The 19095-nt window shown below is 43.9% G+C and carries 17 protein-coding genes; 9 read left to right on the forward strand and 8 right to left on the reverse strand.

Translation table 11 applies throughout. The annotated features are described in order from the left end of the window. Positions 1-46: 46 nt before the first annotated feature. The 4 genes from DW251_RS12505 to DW251_RS12520 are packed head-to-tail and all read left to right on the forward strand — an operon-like array spanning position 47 to position 3391. The gene (locus DW251_RS12505; protein WP_021868823.1) at positions 47-1447 is read left to right on the forward strand and encodes a glycoside hydrolase family 1 protein; all 1401 of its coding nucleotides are present in this window, start codon (positions 47-49) and stop codon (positions 1445-1447) included. Beyond that, positions 1444-2757: a PTS transporter subunit EIIC gene (locus DW251_RS12510; protein WP_021868822.1), complete on the forward strand. Its 1314-nt coding sequence runs from the start codon at positions 1444-1446 to the stop codon at positions 2755-2757. Before DW251_RS12505 ends, DW251_RS12510 begins: the two co-directional genes overlap by 4 nt. Before the next feature lie 14 nt (positions 2758-2771). Beyond that, positions 2772-3071, forward strand: a complete 300-nt coding sequence (locus DW251_RS12515) for a PTS sugar transporter subunit IIB (RefSeq protein ID WP_021868821.1) — start codon at positions 2772-2774, stop codon at positions 3069-3071. Then, positions 3071-3391 (forward strand): PTS lactose/cellobiose transporter subunit IIA, encoded by a 321-nt coding sequence (locus DW251_RS12520; protein ID WP_021868820.1) that lies wholly within the window; start codon positions 3071-3073, stop codon positions 3389-3391. The genes DW251_RS12515 and DW251_RS12520 overlap by 1 nt, the downstream gene beginning before the upstream one ends. 64 nt (positions 3392-3455) lie before the next feature. Here the strand turns inward: DW251_RS12520 and DW251_RS12525 are convergent, their stop codons facing one another. The 3 genes from DW251_RS12525 to DW251_RS12535 all read right to left on the reverse strand — a co-directional run bounded on the left by DW251_RS12525 (position 3456) and on the right by DW251_RS12535 (position 7914). Further along, positions 3456-5420: an FAD-binding protein gene (locus tag DW251_RS12525; protein ID WP_207663359.1), complete on the reverse strand. Its 1965-nt coding sequence runs from the start codon at positions 5418-5420 to the stop codon at positions 3456-3458. Between the two features lie 132 nt (positions 5421-5552). After that, positions 5553-6608 carry a GntR family transcriptional regulator gene (locus DW251_RS12530; RefSeq protein WP_182435999.1) on the reverse strand — a complete coding sequence of 352 codons (1056 nt, stop codon included), beginning with the start codon at positions 6606-6608 and terminating at the stop codon, positions 5553-5555. 145 nt (positions 6609-6753) lie between these two features. After that, a complete protein-coding gene (locus tag DW251_RS12535; protein ID WP_021868817.1) occupies positions 6754-7914 on the reverse strand; it encodes an iron-containing alcohol dehydrogenase in 1161 nt (386 codons plus the stop codon). A gap of 392 nt (positions 7915-8306) precedes the next feature. On the opposite strand from DW251_RS12535, the gene DW251_RS12540 reads away from it, so the two are divergent. The 5 genes from DW251_RS12540 to ilvD are packed head-to-tail and all read left to right on the forward strand — an operon-like array spanning position 8307 to position 13412. Next, positions 8307-8738 carry an HIT domain-containing protein gene (locus DW251_RS12540; RefSeq protein WP_021868816.1) on the forward strand — a complete coding sequence of 144 codons (432 nt, stop codon included), beginning with the start codon at positions 8307-8309 and terminating at the stop codon, positions 8736-8738. Positions 8739-8757: 19 nt separating this feature from the next. After that, on the forward strand, positions 8758-9849 hold the full coding sequence (locus tag DW251_RS12545; RefSeq protein WP_182433618.1) for a TRAP transporter substrate-binding protein: 1092 nt from the start codon (positions 8758-8760) through the stop codon (positions 9847-9849). 36 nt (positions 9850-9885) lie between these two features. Then, complete coding sequence (locus DW251_RS12550; RefSeq protein WP_021868814.1) at positions 9886-10398, forward strand: TRAP transporter small permease subunit; 513 nt, start codon at positions 9886-9888, stop codon at positions 10396-10398. Between the two features lie 38 nt (positions 10399-10436). Then, a complete protein-coding gene (locus DW251_RS12555; protein ID WP_021868813.1) occupies positions 10437-11735 on the forward strand; it encodes a TRAP transporter large permease in 1299 nt (432 codons plus the stop codon). An 18-nt stretch (positions 11736-11753) separates the two neighbouring features. Continuing rightward, positions 11754-13412: a dihydroxy-acid dehydratase gene (gene ilvD, locus DW251_RS12560; protein WP_021868812.1), complete on the forward strand. Its 1659-nt coding sequence runs from the start codon at positions 11754-11756 to the stop codon at positions 13410-13412. A 102-nt stretch (positions 13413-13514) separates the two neighbouring features. Here the strand turns inward: ilvD and DW251_RS12565 are convergent, their stop codons facing one another. The 5 genes from DW251_RS12565 to DW251_RS12585 form a co-directional block, all read right to left on the reverse strand. Then, positions 13515-14093, reverse strand: a complete 579-nt coding sequence (locus DW251_RS12565; protein WP_021868811.1) for a peptidylprolyl isomerase — start codon at positions 14091-14093, stop codon at positions 13515-13517. Positions 14094-14121: 28 nt separating this feature from the next. Further along, positions 14122-15198, reverse strand: coding sequence for a Xaa-Pro peptidase family protein (locus DW251_RS12570; RefSeq protein WP_118301334.1), 1077 nt, complete (start codon positions 15196-15198; stop codon positions 14122-14124). Between the two features lie 150 nt (positions 15199-15348). Further along, complete coding sequence (locus DW251_RS12575) at positions 15349-16185, reverse strand: ABC transporter permease (RefSeq protein WP_021868809.1); 837 nt, start codon at positions 16183-16185, stop codon at positions 15349-15351. A gap of 2 nt (positions 16186-16187) precedes the next feature. Continuing rightward, a complete protein-coding gene (locus DW251_RS12580; RefSeq protein WP_021868808.1) occupies positions 16188-17207 on the reverse strand; it encodes an ABC transporter permease in 1020 nt (339 codons plus the stop codon). Between the two features lie 190 nt (positions 17208-17397). Then, complete coding sequence (locus tag DW251_RS12585) at positions 17398-19038, reverse strand: ABC transporter substrate-binding protein (RefSeq protein WP_118301335.1); 1641 nt, start codon at positions 19036-19038, stop codon at positions 17398-17400. Positions 19039-19095: the final 57 nt, after the last annotated feature.

Below are 19095 nucleotides of genomic sequence, written 5' to 3' on the forward strand. Positions count from 1 at the left end.
ATAACAAAACGAGAAAATGACATATAAAAAAGAAAGGGGTATGGGCATGGAGCTTAAAATTCCGGAAAACTTTTTTGTAGGCGCAGCAATGTCAGGTCCTCAGACAGAAGGCGCTTATAAAACAGGAGGCCGTCTGGAAAGTATCTGGGATACCTGGTCAGATCTTTCAATTTCTGATTTCTACAATAAAGTGGGAAGCTATGTAGGAAACAATTTTTATGAGAAATATGAGGATGACATTAAACTTCTGAAAAGCCTTCATATGGATTCTTTCCGTACTTCCATGCAGTGGAGCAGACTTCTTACAAAAGATGGAAAGCTCAATCAGGAAGGAGCACAGTTTTACCATAAGGTATGTAAATGTGCGAAAGAAAATCAGATCGAACTTTTTATGAACCTGTATCATTTTGATATGCCGACCTATCTGTTTGAAAGAGGCGGATGGGAAAGCAGGGATGTGGTGGAAGCTTATGCAGCCTATGCCAGAGCCGCTTTTCGTGAGTTTGGTTCAGAGATCCGGTACTGGTTTACTTTCAACGAACCCATCGTAGAACCAGATCAGCGCTACCGCAACGGTTTTTGGTATCCTTTTATAAAGGATGCAAAAAGAGGAATGCAGGTTCAGTATCATCTGTCCCTTGCCCACAGTCTGGCTGTATGGGAATTCAGAAAGGCAAAAGAAGAGGGCTATGTAAGAGAGGATGCAAAGATCGGCCTGATCAACTGTTTTGCGCCGCCTTATACAAGAGAAGATCCTACGCCAGAAGATCTGGAAGCTTTGCGGATGGAGGATGGGATCAACAACCGGTGGTGGCTGGATCTGGTGGCAGAAGGACATCTGCCAGAGGACGTTCTTTCTACATTGGAAGAAAAAGGTCTGGCTCCGGAAAGAAGGCCGGGAGATGAAGAGATATTAAAGCAGGGAAAAGTAGACTGGCTGGGCTTTAATTATTATCATCCATCCAGGATCCAGGCACCGAAAGAGAAGACAGATGAAAACGGTTACCCTAAATTTTCTGATCCATATGTATGGCCAGAAGCAAAGATGAATATATACAGAGGATGGGAGATCTATCCAAAGGGTATTTATGATTTTGGAATGAAAATGAAAAATGAATATCCGGATCTTAAGTTCTTTGTTTCTGAAAATGGAATGGGAGTAGAACATGAAGACCGTTTCAGGGATGCATCCGGTGAGATCCAGGATGATTACAGGATCGAATTTATTACAGAACATCTCCAGTGGATCTTTAAATCCATTGAAGACGGTGCAAAGTGTCTGGGATATCACTACTGGGGAGTGATCGATAACTGGTCCTGGAATAATGCATTTAAAAACAGATATGGTATGATAGAAGTAGATCTTATGGGGAATTATTCCAGAAAACTTAAAAAGTCAGCCCGCTGGATGAAGGGACTGCTAGAAGAAAGGGAGGCAAAAGTATGAAAGAGGTATCATTTCAGGAGTCAAAGTTTGTAGAGAAATTTACGATCTTCGCATCAAAAATGGGAAATGAGATCCATTTACGGTCCCTGCGTGATGCATTTGCTACCATTATGCCGCTGTATATCCTGGCAGGTCTGGCAGTGCTGATCAACAATACGGTATTTGTGTGGCTGTTATCCGGCGATACTCTTACAGGAGCCCAGTACTGGGGCACTGTGATCACAAACGGAACTTTAAATATCAGCTCCCTGCTGATTGCACCTGTGATCGGTTATTGTCTTTCAAGAAACAAAGGCTTTGATAATCCCATGGCAGCGGCGATTGTTTCACTGGCAGCCCTGGTAGTTATGATGCCAAATGTAGTCAGCGTAACCCCATTAGAAGGAGGCGAGAGCGTAGCAGTATCCGGCGCCTTAACTTTTGGAAATGTGGGAACACAGGCGATGTTTGCGGGCGTTATCATCGGCCTGATCGCAACAGAACTTTTTGTATGGATCTCAGGGATCAAAAAGCTGCAGATCGACCTGGGAGACAGCATCCCGCCGTCTGTTGGAAAATCATTTAACGTTCTGATCCCGTTCATCCTGCTGTTATCCGGTTTTGGTCTTATATCTGCAGTTCTTAACAATGTATTTGATACAAACCTGATCCAGATGATAACCACTCTGATCCAGGAACCACTGCGTACCGTTACAACCGGCCTGGTTGGCTGCGTGATCCTTTACAGCCTGGGAAATTTCTTGTGGCTGTTAGGTATTCATCAGTCTGTTATCTACAGTTCCATCCTGGAGCCGCTTCTGATCGTAAATATGACACAGAATATGGCTGCTTATGCAGCAGGTGAAGCGATTCCCAACATTATCAATGTAGCTTTGGTACCTGGATTTGGTATGATGGGAGGTTCCGGATCTACCATCTGCCTTCTGATCGCTACCTTCTTAGTTGGTCGCAACAAAGCAACAAGAGGCGTTGCCAAAATGGCATTCGTTCCGGGATTATTTAACATTAATGAACCGGTTATCTTCGGATATCCCATTGTATACAATATTTCCCTGATCATTCCATTTATTTTAACTCCTGCATTAGGTATTATTATTGCATATGCAGCAACTGCAATGCATTTTATGAATGAATGCGTGGTATATATTCCATGGACCACACCGCCTCTGTTAAGCGGATATCTTGCAACAGCAGGTGACTGGCGTGCTATCCTTGTACAGGCACTGATCCTGATCTTAGGTGTGCTGTTATATATTCCTTTTGTAAAGATCAATGATGTTGTTATGGCAAAAACGATGGGTGAAGAGTAAAGGAGAAGATGAAAATGAAGAAGATCTTATTAGTATGCAACGCAGGAATGTCAACCAGTATGCTGGTGGCAAAAATGAAGAAAGCAGCACAGGCAGATGGGGTCGAGGTTAGTATTGAAGCAAAATCCCTGGCAGACGCAAAGAAAGAGATCCAGGAAGCCAATATTGTCCTTTTAGGACCGCAGATCCGCTACGAACTGGAAAATGTAAAGAAGCTGGCAGGAAGTGTACCGGTAGAAGCAATTGACATGAGGGATTATGGCATGATGAACGGGGAGAAAGTGTTAAAGCATGCTATGGAGGTGATGGGATAATGGACGAAAGCATGGTTATGGTATGCATGCAGATCATCACAAATACAGGAAGCGCAAAATCTTCTTACATAGAGGCCATTCAGAAAGCAAAAAAGGGTGATCTTGGGGGAGCCGAGATCAGCATGAATGAGGGAGATGACCTTTATGCCCAGGCACATGAAGTCCACACTTCTTTAATACAGAAAGAAGCTTCCGGTGAAAAAACAGAGTTTTCCCTGATCCTGATGCATGCAGAAGATCAGATGGCAAGTACGGAAATGGCCAAGGTAATGGCAAGGGAGTTTATTGAATTATATAGAGAGATGAAGGAAAGCAGATAAGGTATCTGCGAATAGGAAATACCCAGGCGGGTTCGGGAAACGATCGCCTGGGTATTTTTGACTTTTAATCCATCATACCCATCCGTTCTCTGTATATTCTCCATTGATTTTCAAAGAAATAGTCAACATCAGGTAATGGACGTACAGGGCGTCTTGAGGCAGACGGTGTTCCCTCTTTTAAAGTTACTTCCTGGACTTCCTGGCCATGCATTTTCTGGTCCAGTCTGCAGCGATATAATTCTCCAAAGGTTTGGCAGCCTGGAAAGCCTGGGAGTTCTCCTGTGGAATCTGTATATAATGCGGAACCTCGGCTTCCTCCGCCTGCTTTTGCGTAGTCTAACATGGCAAACAGATACATTTTTTGAGAAAGAAGCATATCGTACAGCTTGTAGAACAATGAAAGTTGTGAAACAGAAGGCGATTTTGCTTTTTGCATAAATTGACATATGTCATCCTCTGTTTCTTTTAAAGCTGTTTCCATTTGCACCTGGTTGCGGATCATACCTGCAGCGGCACTCATTCTTTTAGAGGCATTTATCCACAGTTCGGACAATGGGCAGTTTCCTTCTGCATGTTCTGAAAGTCTGATCCGATCCAGCGCCTGAATGCGCAGCCTTTCTTTTATACCACTCTCGGTGGAAGGGCTCGCTTCTTTCATGTGTGTTCTTTTTTTAAGAAAAATTCCTTCAGCCGCCCGGACAGCACCTACCTGACCTGCATTTAAAGCAGTTCCGCCAGGTCTTGTAACTCCATGACTTGCACACACTTCTCCGATCGCGTAAAGACCAGAGAGATTGGTTTCCCATAGATGGTTGGTGGACAGACCACCGTTATTATGTTGGGCACATACGGCAATCTCCAAACGTTCTTTAAACAGATCTACATGGTGATCCTGATAAAAAAGAATAGCAGGCTCGTTCATATGCTTTAAACGTTCAATGGGTGTTCCGAAGCAGGCTCCGGCCTGGCTTAAATATTCTTTTGCTTCCGGGATCATAGATGCATAAGGAAGATCCCTGTCTTTTTCAAGGTTTCCTGGATTGACCCTGTAATCCAAAAATACTCTGCGTTTTTTTAATACAGTCTCCTGGTAAACCAATAGGTCGATCACCGAAGAGCCGCCAAAAATTTTATTTACATCAAATGGCCATTGATAACCTTTCAAAAAAACCATAGAAAGCAGATCTGGCAGTTCATTAAAATAATCAAGAAGAAATTCTTTTTCATCATTTCCGTCCTGGTCAGTAGAAATAAAGCTTGGAAGTACCTGCATATATGTTCCGCTTACATTCCATCTTGGATTTAAAGAAGCCATTCCAAATTGCCATTCTGTCAGGTTTTTCCCAGAAGCACCAGCTTCAAATGCCATACCTGTGGAGCCGGTTTGCGAAACGGGATACACACTGTCGTGATACATGCCAGCTGGTCCGCCTGTTGCGAGGATCACATTTTTACACCAGATGATTTTATAAGCAGGTTCGCTATGAATGTTTTTGTCCAGGCAGAGGATTCCCTTTACTTGGTTCATGTATGTAAGGATCTGAATAGCCTGCATCTGATCCAAAATCAGGATCTGTTTCTCTTTTACAGATCTTTCAAGGGCTTCCGTCATAAGCTTAGAAGTATAAGGACCGGCACTGGTGGCTCTTCTTCCTCTGTCATGATCTGTTTTATATCCCATAAATTCACCGTGCTCTGTGCAGGGAAAAGGAACTCCCAGCTCTGTAAGGGCAAAAAAACACCGGGCAGAAAGAGCCGCTTCACATAATGCCTGGTCTCCGTCTACACATTGTCCTGCAAACAGGTCTTCTGCCATATTTCTTACGCTGTCAGCATCGTTTCCTGACAATGTAAGCTTATAATAAGTCTGCTTGTCTGAACCGGTATTTCTGGAAGTACCTGATTTTATATTTTCTGTTATGATTGCCAGATCTCTTTCACCGTTTTGATATAAGCGTAATGCGGCCTGAAATCCTGCTGCTCCACTTCCGATGATAATATGTGTAATCGTTTGTTCAGTTAGCTTCATCTTGTCTCCCTTTCTGATCATAAGAGATCACAGTAAAAAACACCCAGAATAATCAGAAAGAAGATCCGAAAACTATTCTGGGCGTTTTTATTTTTGACAAAAAGATATAAAAATGAATTGCAGATGTAAAATTTAGCAAAGTAAAGAACGGACGGTTTCGCCGGAGATCACTTCAACTGGGGTAAGGACTTTTACAGGCAGACAACTGCCGTTGTTTAGCTGCCATATCATATGCATTACCGTAGATTCGGAGATAGCTTCGATATGTGTTTCCACTGTAGTGATCCGTGGGCTGATAATATTATAGTAGCCCAGATTATCATAGCCGATCACACTTACATCGTCAGGTACAGTACGACCGGTTTTGCAGATGGCATTGATGGCTCCAGTTGCCAAACGGTCATTAAATGCAAACAGGGCAGTAGGCATTTCGCCTGTGTAAGTGTTGAAAAAGTTCAAGCACACCTTTTCAGCTGCGTCATAAAGCCAGGAGCCTGTTTCTAAGATCAATTCAGGAGGAATAGAGAGTCCTTCTTCCTGGAAAGCCTGGAGAAATCCGGCGGTACGTTCCTGGTTACTTAAATAGCTTCGCACACCTGCCAGTAAAGCGACAGTTTTGTGTCCGTGTTCGATAAGATATCTGCCTGCAAGATAAGCTCCTTTGCGGTTATCTGATAAAACAGAAGGAAGCTTGTCGGAGTAGCTGTTGACTAAAACACAGGGTATTTTCTGACTGACAGCATATTCAATGTGTTTTTGAACAACATTACTTACAAAAACGATTCCGGAAAGACCAAGTGCTGTAATCTTATCTGCAATATTATCGGAAGCATCCAGTGTAGTGTAGATCAGGGAACAGCCGTTTTTCTGAAAATCACGTTCCAGTATATTAAACAGGGAAGAGTAAAATGGTTCGGTTATAATATTTTCTTTTGGGAGGAAAAAACCGATGTTTTTGTTGGTGATAACTTTTGGGGACTCTGGGGCAACCGGGACACTGCTTAAAACAATAGTGCCTTTTCCGGGGCATTTTTCGATCAGCCCTTCGTCTGCTAACATCTGCATTGCTTTTCGAAGAGTGCTGCGGTTGACATCGTATTTCAGGGAGAGGACCTGCTCTGTGGGGAGCAGGCTTCCTACCTTGTAGACATCATTCAGGATATCATTTTTGATGTCATTATAAATCATGGAATAACGAAATTTTTCTTTGCTCATATTTTACCTAACTGAATCGTTTGTTAATTTGTTGACTAATATTTATACATAAAGTATACATTTAACATTTTAACATGTTCAGCTCTTTCCTGCAATTCATGTTTTAAAAACCTGCCGATCAGTCTTTCATAGCCAGCTCATATGCTGCTTTCATCAGTTCCTCATTCAGAGGACGTGGATTGCAGGTAATATGTCCGGTAGTTCTCTTGATCACATCGATCAGATAATCCATGCTTGGTTCTTCCTTTATATATCCCTTTAAGCAGCGAGGAGCATCGATGGATTTCTGCAGAGAAGTAATTTTGTCTAACAGAGCCTGTACATTTTCTTTGTCAGAAGCACCTTCTTTGTATACGCCGAATGCCTTGGAGATTTCTACATATTTCTTCTCTGCATATTCCTGATTCAGGATAATGGAAGCTGGCAGGAAGATGGAGCATGCATCGCCGTGAGGAATACCGTATTCGCCTCCTAAAGGCTGAGCCATGATGTGAGCAATACCAATACCTGCAGTGATGGCAACACCGCCGAAGTAGCTTGCAAGCATCATTCCGGCTCTTGCTTCCAGATTATCAGGATTGCGGTAAGCTTCTTCCAGATATTTGTTTACCAGTTCAATCGCCTTTAAGCCGTACATTTCGGTGATAGGTGTTGCGTTTAAGGAAACGTAAGATTCAATAGCATGACTTAAAGCGTCCATTCCTGTAGCAGCGGTAATACGTGCAGGAAGAGCTAAAGTCAGGCTTGGATCCAGAACAACAACATCAGCAATCATGGTGTTGTGATACAGACTCTTCTTTAAGTGGTTGTTATTGTTGATAACAACGCTGGTCTTAGTAGCCTCAGCACCGGTTCCGGAGGTAGTTGGGATAGCAATGAACAGAGGTGGTTCAACGGTAACAGCTTTTCCTCTCATCTGATAGTCTTCGGTGTCGCCGCCGTTAACAGCCAGCATACCGATCACTTTTGCTGCATCAACAACACTTCCGCCGCCTAAAGCAATGGTACAGTCACATCCTTCTGCAACGTAAATATCGCGTCCGTGGTCAATAATCTGAAGAGTTGGCTCAGTCTTTACTTCGTAAGGAACAACAGCCATACCGGCGTCTGTTAAAAGAGAAGAGATCTTCTTGAAGGCATCAAACTCAGCGCTGAAAGTTACAAAAAGAACTTTTTTCTTGTTGTACCAGTTTAAGATCCCCGGGATCTCTGTTACCTTATTTTCGCCGAAAATAAGACGTCTGTTAAAAACCATTTCAAAACCATTTGTGATTGCCATGATACATCCTCCTTAAAAATGTGTTTGTTTTGTTTGTTGATTTGTTGAGATGTCAGAAGAATTTTTACATTTGATAGTATACATGTTTTGAACAACAAAGTCAACAAAATAATCAACAAATTATTGAAAATGTTGCGAACATATAAAAACATATATAAAGAAGATAAATGAACAAAACGCCTATAAAAGGTGGTGAAAGTGAGAAGTATCTGTGAAAAATATAGGAAATATGAGGGGAATAATGGGCGAAAAAAGTAAAAACAACTAAGGGGAACGAACGAAAATTTAAAAATAGTTGACATTAATATTGACAACCTATTGAAAGATATGTATACTTAGTGATGTAAACAAATGTTGACAATGTTGACAATATATAAAAAGGAGTCAAGGTTATGAGCGAATGTTTCTATTGTGAAGACGGGGAAAAGAGAAAGAGTTTAATGATCGAGATCTGCAAGTTAAACTATTCTACGATCTACTTAAACAGAAATCAGAAATATCCAGGAAGATGTGTTGTAAAGCTGAATGAGCATAAGACAGAATACTTCCAGATGACCAAAGAACAGAGAGATGGATACTTTGAAGAACTGGCAGCTACAGCAAAAGCAATCTTTGAACTGTATCATCCAGATAAGATCAATTATGCAACATTTGGGGATCTGGTACCTCATGTACATGTACATGTTGTTCCTAAATATAAAGATGGTCCAGATTGGGGTAATCCATTTGATGATACACAGGGAAAGAAAGAACTGACCGATGCTGAATATCAGAAGATGGTAGATGAATTAAAAGAAACTATATTAAAGGAATTAAATAAATAATTTTAGGAGGATGGCAAAAATGAAAAAAATGTTAGCAGCTGCTTTGGCAGCATCTATGGTTATGGGACTTACAGCTTGTGGCGGTTCATCACAGCCGACAGAAACAAAGGCACCTGAAAGTGCAAAAGAAACAGAGGCAGCAGCAGAGGGAACAACAGAGGCTGCAGCAGCCGGAGATGAGGAAAAAAAGACCGGTTCTGAGATGACCTGGAAGCTGGCTACTGACGCAGCAAAAGATTATCCTACTACAAAGGCTCTGATCAAGTTTGCGGATGAAGTTTATGAGAAGAGTAACGGACGTATTGCAGTAGATGTTTACGAATCTTCTATCCTGGGTGATGAGGTTTCTTATATGGAGCAGCTCCAGGCAGGTACTGTTGACGTAGCTAAGTTATCAATCGGTACATTAAGCGGACTGTATGAAGATACACAGGTATTCTTACTGCCATTCCTGTTTAAGAACAACACAGAGATGTGGAAAGTTCTGGAAGGTGATGTTGGTACTACCATTAAAAATGGTCTGAATGATTACAGCATTCAGGGAATCGGTTTCACAGACTGTGGAAGCCGCTGCTTCTATACTACAACAGAAGTAAAGACAATTGATGATTTCAAGGGACTGCCGATCCGTGTACAGAACAACCAGTTAATGAACTCCATGGTCAGCAACTTAGGTGCTAACCCTGTAAACGTAGCTGCAAACGAAGTGTACAGCGCACTGCAGACCGGTGTATGTAAGGGCGGCGAGAATAACCCTAACATCATCCTTTCCGACAGCTTATATGAAGTTGCTCCTTATGTTCTGATGGACAACCATACAACTACTATGGACGTGATCTGCATGAACCTGGATCTGTGGGAGTCCTTAAGTGATGAAGATAAGGCAATCGTAGACGAAGCAATGGCAGATGCAACTGCATATGACAGAGAAATCTGGGATGCTTCTATTGATGAGTCTCTTCAGACATTAAAAGACAAAGGTGCAACTATTGTAGAACCAGATGACGCAACTTTAGATTCCTTCAGAGAGGCTATGGCTCCTATTTATGAAGAATACTCTGCAAAATATGCAACACTGTTAGATGCCATCAATACAACATTAGGAAAATAATAAGCTGGTTTGATAATTTTAAAGAGGGTATAGGCGATGAAAGAAAAAATTGAAAATGCGATCGGGCTTGTATATACCGTCGTAGAAGCGCTCTGCCGACTGGTGCTGATCTTTATGGTATGTACAGTAACAGCGCAGGTAATCAGCCGTGCTCTTGGAGGTAATATCAAGTGGTGCGAGGAGGTCATGCTGATCCTCCTTGACACCATGATGTTCTTACTGCTTCCGGTGGGCATAAAGGATGATCTGCATATTCGTATTGAAGTATTTGCGAAATATTTTCCAAGGAAGGTAAAGGTATTTCTTCTTTATTTCAGCAATGCAATACTGTTAGTAGTATCTCTTTGCATGATCCGTTATGGATTTTTCCTGATGGAAAAGACAAATTCTAAATTTACGATTACAGGTCTTCCAAGAAGATATCTGTATCTGGTCACCGTTATCAGTGGAATTCTGTGCCTGGTCATGGTTGTTGCAAAGTTCTTTGGTATGTTCCATACGAAATCCACAGACAATTTCCTGGAATCCAAAAGCGAGCTTGAAAATTAACAATGGTAAAGTGATGATAGAAAAGAGGGATTAACACTATGGATACAAATACAATAGCCATGATCATACTCTTTGCAACATTTATGATTTTTATGGTTTTGCGTGTACCTGTAACATTCAGTATGTTGGGTGCCTGTGTTCTGACCGCCCTTTACCTGGGACCGAAATATGTATCATCGGTATTCCTGCGTTTGGGTGACGGCGTACAGTCATTCTCATTTTTAGCAATTCCGTTCTTTATTTTTGCCGGTGATATTATGGCAGAAGGCGGTATTTCGGACCGATTGGTAGAAGTGGCCAACGTTATGGTAGGTCGTTTCCGCGGCGGTCTTGCCTATGTAAACGTAATCGCTTCAACCTTTTTTGGTGGTATTTCCGGTTCACCTACAGCGGACGTATCTTCCTTAGGACCGATCGAGATCGGTATGATGACAAAAAGTGGTTATGACAAAGACTTCTCTGTTGCAACTACAGTAGCAACTGCTACACAGGCTCTGATCATTCCTCCAAGCCACAACATGATCATTTATGGTATGGCAGCAGGCGGACTTTCTACAGGAAAACTGTTTTTGGCAGGTATCGGACCTGGACTTATGTTATGTGCTGCAATGTGTATCCTGGTAGCACGTATTACCAGAAAAAGAGGTTATCCAAGAGGACCTAAGTATACAGTCCGTGAGTCTTTAAAGATTGTCAGTGACGGTTTCCTGGGTGTTATGACCATTGTTATCATTCTTCTTGGTGTTTGTACCGGTTTATTTACAACCACAGAAAGTGCTGCAATCGCATGTGTATACGCTTTATTTGTTACCTTATTTATTTACAAGAGCATTAAAGTAAAAGATATCTGGAGAATTGCAAAGAAATCCTTGGGAACCCTGGCTATGATCTTAAGTATCATTGCAGCTGCAAATGCATTCTGCTATCTGATGAGCCTTATGCAGGTTCCTGCAAAGATCACACAGATGTTATTAACGGTTTCTGATAACAAGTATGTAGTTCTGATCCTGATCAACATCCTGCTGCTGGTATTAGGCTGCTTCATGGACGTTGCTCCTCTGATCCTGATCGTAACGCCGATCCTTCTGCCTGTAGTAAAGGCACTGGGAATGGATCCGATCCATTTTGGTATCGTTATCATGATGAACCTGGCAGTCGGTTCTTTAACACCGCCAGTAGGAACTACCCTGTTTGCAGGTTGTGCAGTAGGTGATATACCGATCGAAAAGGCTACGAAAGCGCTGCTTCCATATTATGCAGTTATGGTAGTTGCCCTGTTGTTAGTTACCTACATCCCTGCATTTTCAATGACTCTTCCGAATCTGTTAATGCACTGATAAAGCAAAGGAGAAGGTATGATAAGAGAGTGGAATGAAGAATCTTTAGATCATCGTAATGCGTTGCTGTATGCAATGGGAATCTCAGAAGAAGATGCAAAAAGACCGGTGATCGGTCTGGTAAATTCATGGAATGAAATGAATCCGGGACATTTTCCTTTTGATAAGACGGTCATCCAGGAAATGAAGGATGAGATCTATAAAGCCGGGGGGCTTGCTCTCGAACTTCCTGTTACAGGTATCTGTGACGGGATCTGCTCCAATACACCAGGAGACCGGTATACTCTTCCTGCAAGAGATCTGGTTTCCAGTGAAGTGGAGATGGTTGCAGAACTGAATATGTTAGAGGGAATGGTCATTATGGCTACCTGTGACAAGGTAGTGCCTGGTATGCTTATGGGAGCATTCAGAGTGAACATTCCAACTACAATGCTTACCGGTGGTTATATGGCAGCAGGCTGCTATGAGGACCGTATGCTGACACTGACCCACACAAAGCAGGCTTATGCAGCTTATGTGGAAGGCGACATGAGCAGAGAAGAATACAAAGCTATTGTTCGCCATGCATGTCCAACTCCGGGAGCATGTCCTTTTATGGGAACTGCCAATACTATGTGTGCCATGGCAGAGATCCTGGGATTTTCCCCACATGGAAATGCGTCTGTAAGAAGCCAGAGTGAGAAATGGCATCAGATGGCAAGAGAAGCAGCCAGAAAAGTAGTGGAGGCTGTGAAAGAAGAGAAACGCCCAAGTGATTTTGTGACCCAGAAGAGTCTGGAGAATGTAGTCCGCTATATGATGGCGACCGGCGGTTCTACCAACAGTTTGCTGCATATTCCGGCACTGGCAAGACAGATGGGATTTGATATTACCCCTGAGACTTTCGATGCCATCAGCCGTGAAGTCCCGCTGATCAGTACCATTTACCCAAATCATCCGGTATATACCATGGAAGAATTTGACCGTGCAGGCGGACTGGGTGCTGTTGTAAAAGAAATGGTAAAAGCTGGAAAGATTGATGCAGACGCAGACGGTATGTTTGGAACCATCAGACAGAAAGCAGAACTGGCTGAAAATATGGATACAGATGTGATTCATCCAGTTGCAGAGCCGATCAGTGAGCAGGGCGGTCTGGCTGTCCTTCATGGAAATATTGGTACAGACAGCGCCATTGTAAAGTTTAGTGCGGTAGCAGAATCTGCATGGATCTTTGATGGTCCTGCTAAATGTTATGATTCACAGGATGATGCATGGCATGCGATCCTGAAAGATGAAATAGAAGCCGGAGATGTAGTTGTTATCCGTTATGAGGGACCAAAAGGAAGCCCTGGCATGCCTCATATGGAAACCTTTATGGCAGCTGTCTTAGGCAAGGGACTGGGAGAAAAACTGGCCCTTGTATCAGATGGAAGATTTTCCGGCGCAACCGGCGGACTGGCTATCGGACATGTAAGTCCGGAAGCTTATGAAGGTGGAAATCTGGCTTTGATCCAGGATGGAGATATGATCCATATTGATATCCGTGCCAGAAAGCTGACAGTAGATGTAAGCGAGGAAGAATTTGAACGCCGCAGAAAAGACTGGAAGCCGGTGGAAAAGCCTGCTATGGGCTGGCTGAAGCTTTACAAGAATAACTGCACTTCTGCTCACAGAGGCGCAACCATTTACTGGGATTAATGTTAATAAGTATAATGTCTGATAAATAAAAACAGGAGCATTTAAACCTAACTTCCCTTGGTTTGGATGCTCCTGTTTTTATGATGTATTTTTATTGTAGTTTTATAATTTTGGCCAGCACTTTGGCAGCTTCGGGTTTTCTACCCGGACCGGTTCCGGATAAGTTTCACCGTAAAGTTCTAATTCTACAGTTTCAATGACCTGTGGCTCTACAGGTTTATTTACTTCTACTCCCGGGATCGGGAAATCTACGGGAACGGTCTTTACGGCTGCGATCCGGCGGATCTCATTCATACCGGAAATGACTTTGCCAAATACCGGATAGGTTCCCTTATGGTCCGGACAGTCACGCAGGGGGAAGAAGAATTCACAGCTTGCCAGTCCCGCTTCCCCATATCCGCCCATGCAGACACAGCCTGGATGGGAGTCAAGAGGTGTAACATCCGGGTTCAGCGCAAATTCATTTGGGATCAGATACTGAAGCTCCTTATGGCCAAATGCCGTATAGCTTACATCCACCCAGTTACCCGGAACGATACGTTCGATGGCGTGATGGTCTAAGTAGCCGTGGGAAGCAGCGTAGATAAAGCTGTTTACTGTGTTTGGCGCTGCTTCGGGCAGCAGTTCTATTACAATATCCGCTCCGTTTGCCATGTGGAGTGTAGCTTTTGGGTTTGTCATGGTGTGTCCTCCTGAGATACTTTACTGCTTATTCAATGATCTGCAATTCCTTCGGATAATGGTTTAATACTTCCACACCATCTTCTGTAACCAGTACCAGGTCTTCTACGCGGACACCGGTATCGCCGGTTAAGTAGATCCCTGGTTCAATGGAGAAGATCATGCCTGGTTTTGCTTCCCATGTGTTAGCGGAGGAAACATCGCCGAATTCATGTTCGGAAAGGCCGATAAAATGTCCAAGGCGGTGGTTGAAGTTTGGTCCCCAGCCCTTGGCTGAGATCAGGTCTCTGGCTGCAGCGTCAAGCTGGTATAACGGTACGCCTGGACGGATCTTTGAGATAGCAGTCTCGTTGGATGCTTTGGTGGTCTCATATACTTCTCTGTGTGCATCGCTGACAGTCTTGAAATAGAAGGTACGGGTCATGTCAGAGCAGTAGCCGTCTTTGATGCAGCCTACGTCAAAGAGAACGCAGTCACCAGGTTTTACAACGGTATCGTCTGGAGAATGATGTGGGTCAGCGGCATTTGCGCCAAAGGCAACTAATGGTTCAAAGGAATAACCGTCTGCGCCAAGATCTAAGTAGATCTGAAGCATCTGGTCAGCTACTTCTTTTTCAGATACGCCTTCATGGATCAGGCCTTTGAATTTAGCCATTGCTTTATCGTTGATAGCAGAGGAAATACGCATTTTTTTCTGCTCTTCGGTATCTTTTACGCCTCTGGTGATATCAACGGCCAGAGAGCCGTTTACGAAGCCTGCAGCGGCCTTCATTTCCATAAGAGGAAGAAGGAAACGTGCCTTTAAGTCCTTGTCTACGCCAAGAACAGCATTTTTGTCCAGACGGGCAGCGACGATCTCCGGGACCGGATCTGTGTCAGAATACCATACTTTTTCAACACCTACATCACCAGGCACATTGAAAAGGTGGTTTAAGAAATAGTAATGGTGTCCGTCAGCTTTTAAAAGCAGTGAATAAAAACGCTCGATAGGAGCCATGGAAATGCCTGTAAGGTAGCAGATAGACATTGGATCGGTAATGAGCATCTGGTCTACGCCCTGTTCTTTTAAGGCAGCCAGAATGCGGTTTGCTCTTGCTTCGTTCATGATAATATTTCTCCTTTATTTAGGTTATAAACATATGACGCCGGGGCTTGCAAATAGCCTTCCGACGTCATAATACTTTACTATAATAATGTTGTCAAGCAACCTTACTTTCTGCATGCCTGCACGCAGGAAAGATGAGAAAGATTGCCATTAAAACTGAGTTCTTAATTTTGGATCTAACAGGTCTCTTAAACCATCGCCGATGAAATTGGCGCCAACTGCCATAGTAAAAATGGCAAGTCCCGGGAAACCGGCAACCCAGAATTTATTGAAGTAATCTACACCATCAGAAACCATCATACCCCATTCCGGTGTTGGCGGAGCGGAGCCAAGTCCTAAGAAGCTTAAGGTGGAGAACATCAGGATCTTGTTTCCGATGTCTGTGGTAGCCATGATCAGGACGGAGCTGACGCTGTTTGGAATGATCTCTTTCATCAGGATACGCATCCGGGAAGCGCCAAGGGCTTCTGCTGCATTGACATATTCGTTTTCCTTTACGCTTAATACAACGCTTCGCATCAGACGTGCGTAGGTAGGCCAGGAAACGATTACCAGGGCAAACATGGTGTTGAACAGGTTAGAACCCATAACTGCGTTGATGATCATTGCCAGGATCAGGGATGGGAAAGACAGGATCATTTCGGAAAAACGCATCATCACGTTATCCAGCCATCCGCCTACATAACCGGCCAGCGCACCGTAAAAGGTTCCGATAATACCTGCAATGATAACAGACAGACACCCTGCAAGAAGGGAGTAACGTCCGCCGTAGATCACACGGCTGAAAATGTCACGTCCGAAGTTGTCTGTGCCAAACCAGTGGATGGCAGAAGGTGCCTTTAAACGCAAGGACAGATCCTGTGCGATAGGGTCATAAGGAGCAACAACAGGTGCTAAAACAGCTGCTAAGATCCATCCAAGACAGATCAAAATACCCAGTGTAAACAGGTAATTAGATTTTAATAATTTTTTCAGGGAATGGATCATGGTTAATTGCACCTCACTCTTGGGTCGATGATGCCGTAGAGGATATCGACCACTGTATTGATGATCATATAATTTAATGCGATCAGCAGTGCCACGCCGATGATCGCCGGATAGTCAGCTGCCATAACAGACTCATAGGCAAACTGTCCCACGCCTGGCCATTTGAAAATGGTTTCTACTAATACCATACCGCCAAGGAGGTTTCCAAGTCCCAGACCGATAACGGTCATAACCGGGATCAGGGCATTTCCAAGGGCATGTTTTAAGATCAGGCAGATACTGTTTAAGCCTTTTGCCTTTGCTGTGCGGACATAGTCTGTAGACAGGGCGTCTAACAGGTTAGAACGGGTGGTTCTGGTGATCAGGCCCATGGTAAAGGCTGCTAAAACGATACTTGGAAGGATCAGGTGACGGACGGCATCCATGGCTTTTGCCGGATTTCCTTCGATCAGGCTGTCGATCACATACATTCCGGTAACGGAAGCCGGAGCAGAGAAAGAATTGCTTAAACGGCCCGGTCCCGGGAATATTTTTAACTTATAGTAGAAGAAGTACAGCATCAGCAGTGCAAACCAGAAGGCCGGAATGCTGACACCTGTTACGGAAATGGCCCGGACGATCTGATCTAAGATACTGTTGCGGCGGATGGCGGAAATGATACCAAACAGGATGCCGAAAACAGAAGCGATCACGATGGAAAACAGGGCCAGTTCCAGAGTGGCGGGATAACATCTTGCCAGATCGTCCAGTACCGGACGGCTGGTACGGATAGAGGTCCCCAGGTCAAAGTGCAGAAGATCACGGATGTAATAGATATACTGCACGATGAGCGGGCGGTCCAGACCGTGTTTTGCACGGTAGGCCGCTACGATCTCCGGATCATTTAAGGCTCTCTGGCTTAAGTTTGCAACCACCGGGTCGCCAGGTATCATCTTTGTAAGGATGAATACCAGGGTGGCAACGCCGAACAGCATAACTGCCAAATAAACTACACGTTTTCCAATAAATTTCAACTCTCCCATTTGGATCTGGTACCTTTCTAAACTATCTGATGTAAGTTGCCCCCGGCGGCGGTGCCGCGGGAAAACAGCAGATTTTGATATTTTGAGTGCCCTTGTTGGGGCAAGATCATGCTTTATGCCCCCAATGGGACAAATGCAGATTTTCATGTTTCAGATGCCCCCGCAAAGGGGCACCTGGATTTTTGTTTTATTACTTTACGTTGATCTCAGTCAGATCAATAGTGTAGGAGTCAAAAATATCTACCCCATCTAATCTGCTGCTGTGAGCAATATGAGCAGGAGCCTGAGCAATTACGATGAATGGGCCGTCTTCATACATTGCGTCCTGGATATTTTCCAGAACCTGGGTGCGGGCATCATTGTCAGTTGCTTCCATTGCTTCCTGGTACATTGCAGCCAGCTCTGGGTTCATTTCAGCAGTCCATCCGGCTCTCTGTCCTACAGTACCGCCTGGAAGGAATTCCAGCTGTACGTTAGGATCGCTGTAATCTACGCCCCAGTACATAACAGTAAAGCCAAGAGTTCCGTTTCTGTAAGCGTCGCCGTAGCCTGCTGCCCATGCTTCTGTTGTGATATTTACATTAATACCGATCTGGGATAAGTCATCCTTTACCTTCTGAGCCAGGTCAGTTAAAAGGATGCCTTCCATATCCAGGTCAGAAACAGTCATATCTACGTCAAAGCCGTCCGGATAACCGGCGTCAGCTAACAGCTGCTTTGCTTCTTCGATGTTAGTGTAGTTATCTGGGCGTGTTCCCTTGCTTCCCATAAATCCGTCCTGAATGATAGAATATGGAGTTAAAGTGCCGTCACCGCAGATCATGCGGATTCCGGAGTAATCTAAAGCTTTGCGGATGGCTTTCTGTACATCTGGATTGGAAACAGGTCCGCCGTATTCTTCGTTCATGTTCATCATAACGAAACCGATCATCTTTGTGGTTCCGTTTACGATCTCTACATTTTCAGCAGATCCCAGTTCCTCTAAGGTATCATCTGTCAGATTTAATGCAACATCAATATCTCCAGTAGACAGAGTCATCATCTGGGTGTTAGCGTCTGGCTGGATCTTTAAAATGTATTTGTCTACGTTAGTAGAAGTGCCCCAGTAGTTCGGGTTCTTTTCCAGAACAACTTCCTCATCAGGAGTGTAGCTGGTCAGGATGTACATACCGCTTCCTGCACTTGCATTGTCAAGGAAACTCTGTGCAGTATCAGTGGAAGAAGCATCTTCTGCGTCAGTACCGCCATTTTCCTTTACAACAGCGCTGTCAAGGACAGCCAGAGAACTGTAAGTCAGCTTGGAAAGAATGGCACTGTCAGGCTGATTTAAGTGGAAGATTACAGTAGCATCATCCGGGGTTTCAATGCTTTCAATGGTATCGCAGATGAAAGAAGGATTTCCCTTTAAGTTCTTGGTACGGTTGATGCTGAATGCAACGTCAGCAGAAGTGATCTTATTGCCGCTTGCAAAAGTCAGGCCGTCTTTTAACTTAACAGTCAGTGTTAAGCCGTCCTCAGAAAACTCGTAAGTATCTGCCAGACAAGGCTGTGGTGTGCCATTATTTTCATAGAATTTAAACAGGTTTTCATAGCAGGCATTTACGATCAGCTGTGGGTACTTTTCGTAAACATAACCTGGATCCAGAGTGGAGAAACCGGAACCCATGGCAACGATAACGGTATTGTCGCCGGTGGCACTGCTTTCTGCCTGGGTGCTGTCAGAAGAACCTGCTGCAGAGGTGTCTGTGGATGCCTGTCCGCCGCCGCATGCTGTACAGCCTGCTGCAACTGCCATGGAGAGGGCGAAAGCTAAGAGTTTTTTGTTTTTCATAATTAAATCCTCCTCTTAAAATAGTAAATATTGATACAGCTTTTGAAAGCTGCGATA

The sequence above is a fragment of the Clostridium sp. AM22-11AC genome, assembly GCF_003473545.1.
GTDB lineage: Bacteria > Bacillota > Clostridia > Lachnospirales > Lachnospiraceae > Enterocloster.

Bases quoted from the DNA above. Each gene is read 5' to 3' on its own strand.
- DW251_RS12575 (WP_021868809.1), bottom strand. From the start codon at position 16,185: ATGATCCATTCCCTGAAAAAATTATTAAAATCTAATTACCTGTTTACA.
- DW251_RS12515 (WP_021868821.1), top strand. From the start codon at position 2,772: ATGAAGAAGATCTTATTAGTATGCAACGCAGGAATGTCAACCAGTATG.
- DW251_RS12535 (WP_021868817.1), bottom strand. From the start codon at position 7,914: ATGGCAATCACAAATGGTTTTGAAATGGTTTTTAACAGACGTCTTATT.
- ilvD (WP_021868812.1), top strand. From the start codon at position 11,754: ATGATAAGAGAGTGGAATGAAGAATCTTTAGATCATCGTAATGCGTTG.
- DW251_RS12550 (WP_021868814.1), top strand. From the start codon at position 9,886: ATGAAAGAAAAAATTGAAAATGCGATCGGGCTTGTATATACCGTCGTA.
- DW251_RS12520 (WP_021868820.1), top strand. From the start codon at position 3,071: ATGGACGAAAGCATGGTTATGGTATGCATGCAGATCATCACAAATACA.
- DW251_RS12505 (WP_021868823.1), top strand. From the start codon at position 47: ATGGAGCTTAAAATTCCGGAAAACTTTTTTGTAGGCGCAGCAATGTCA.
- DW251_RS12570 (WP_118301334.1), bottom strand. From the start codon at position 15,198: ATGAACGAAGCAAGAGCAAACCGCATTCTGGCTGCCTTAAAAGAACAG.
- DW251_RS12545 (WP_182433618.1), top strand. From the start codon at position 8,758: ATGAAAAAAATGTTAGCAGCTGCTTTGGCAGCATCTATGGTTATGGGA.
- DW251_RS12585 (WP_118301335.1), bottom strand. From the start codon at position 19,038: ATGAAAAACAAAAAACTCTTAGCTTTCGCCCTCTCCATGGCAGTTGCA.
- DW251_RS12530 (WP_182435999.1), bottom strand. From the start codon at position 6,608: ATGATTTATAATGACATCAAAAATGATATCCTGAATGATGTCTACAAG.
- DW251_RS12565 (WP_021868811.1), bottom strand. From the start codon at position 14,093: ATGACAAACCCAAAAGCTACACTCCACATGGCAAACGGAGCGGATATT.
- DW251_RS12555 (WP_021868813.1), top strand. From the start codon at position 10,437: ATGGATACAAATACAATAGCCATGATCATACTCTTTGCAACATTTATG.
- DW251_RS12540 (WP_021868816.1), top strand. From the start codon at position 8,307: ATGAGCGAATGTTTCTATTGTGAAGACGGGGAAAAGAGAAAGAGTTTA.
- DW251_RS12510 (WP_021868822.1), top strand. From the start codon at position 1,444: ATGAAAGAGGTATCATTTCAGGAGTCAAAGTTTGTAGAGAAATTTACG.
- DW251_RS12525 (WP_207663359.1), bottom strand. From the start codon at position 5,420: ATGAAGCTAACTGAACAAACGATTACACATATTATCATCGGAAGTGGA.
- DW251_RS12580 (WP_021868808.1), bottom strand. From the start codon at position 17,207: ATGGGAGAGTTGAAATTTATTGGAAAACGTGTAGTTTATTTGGCAGTT.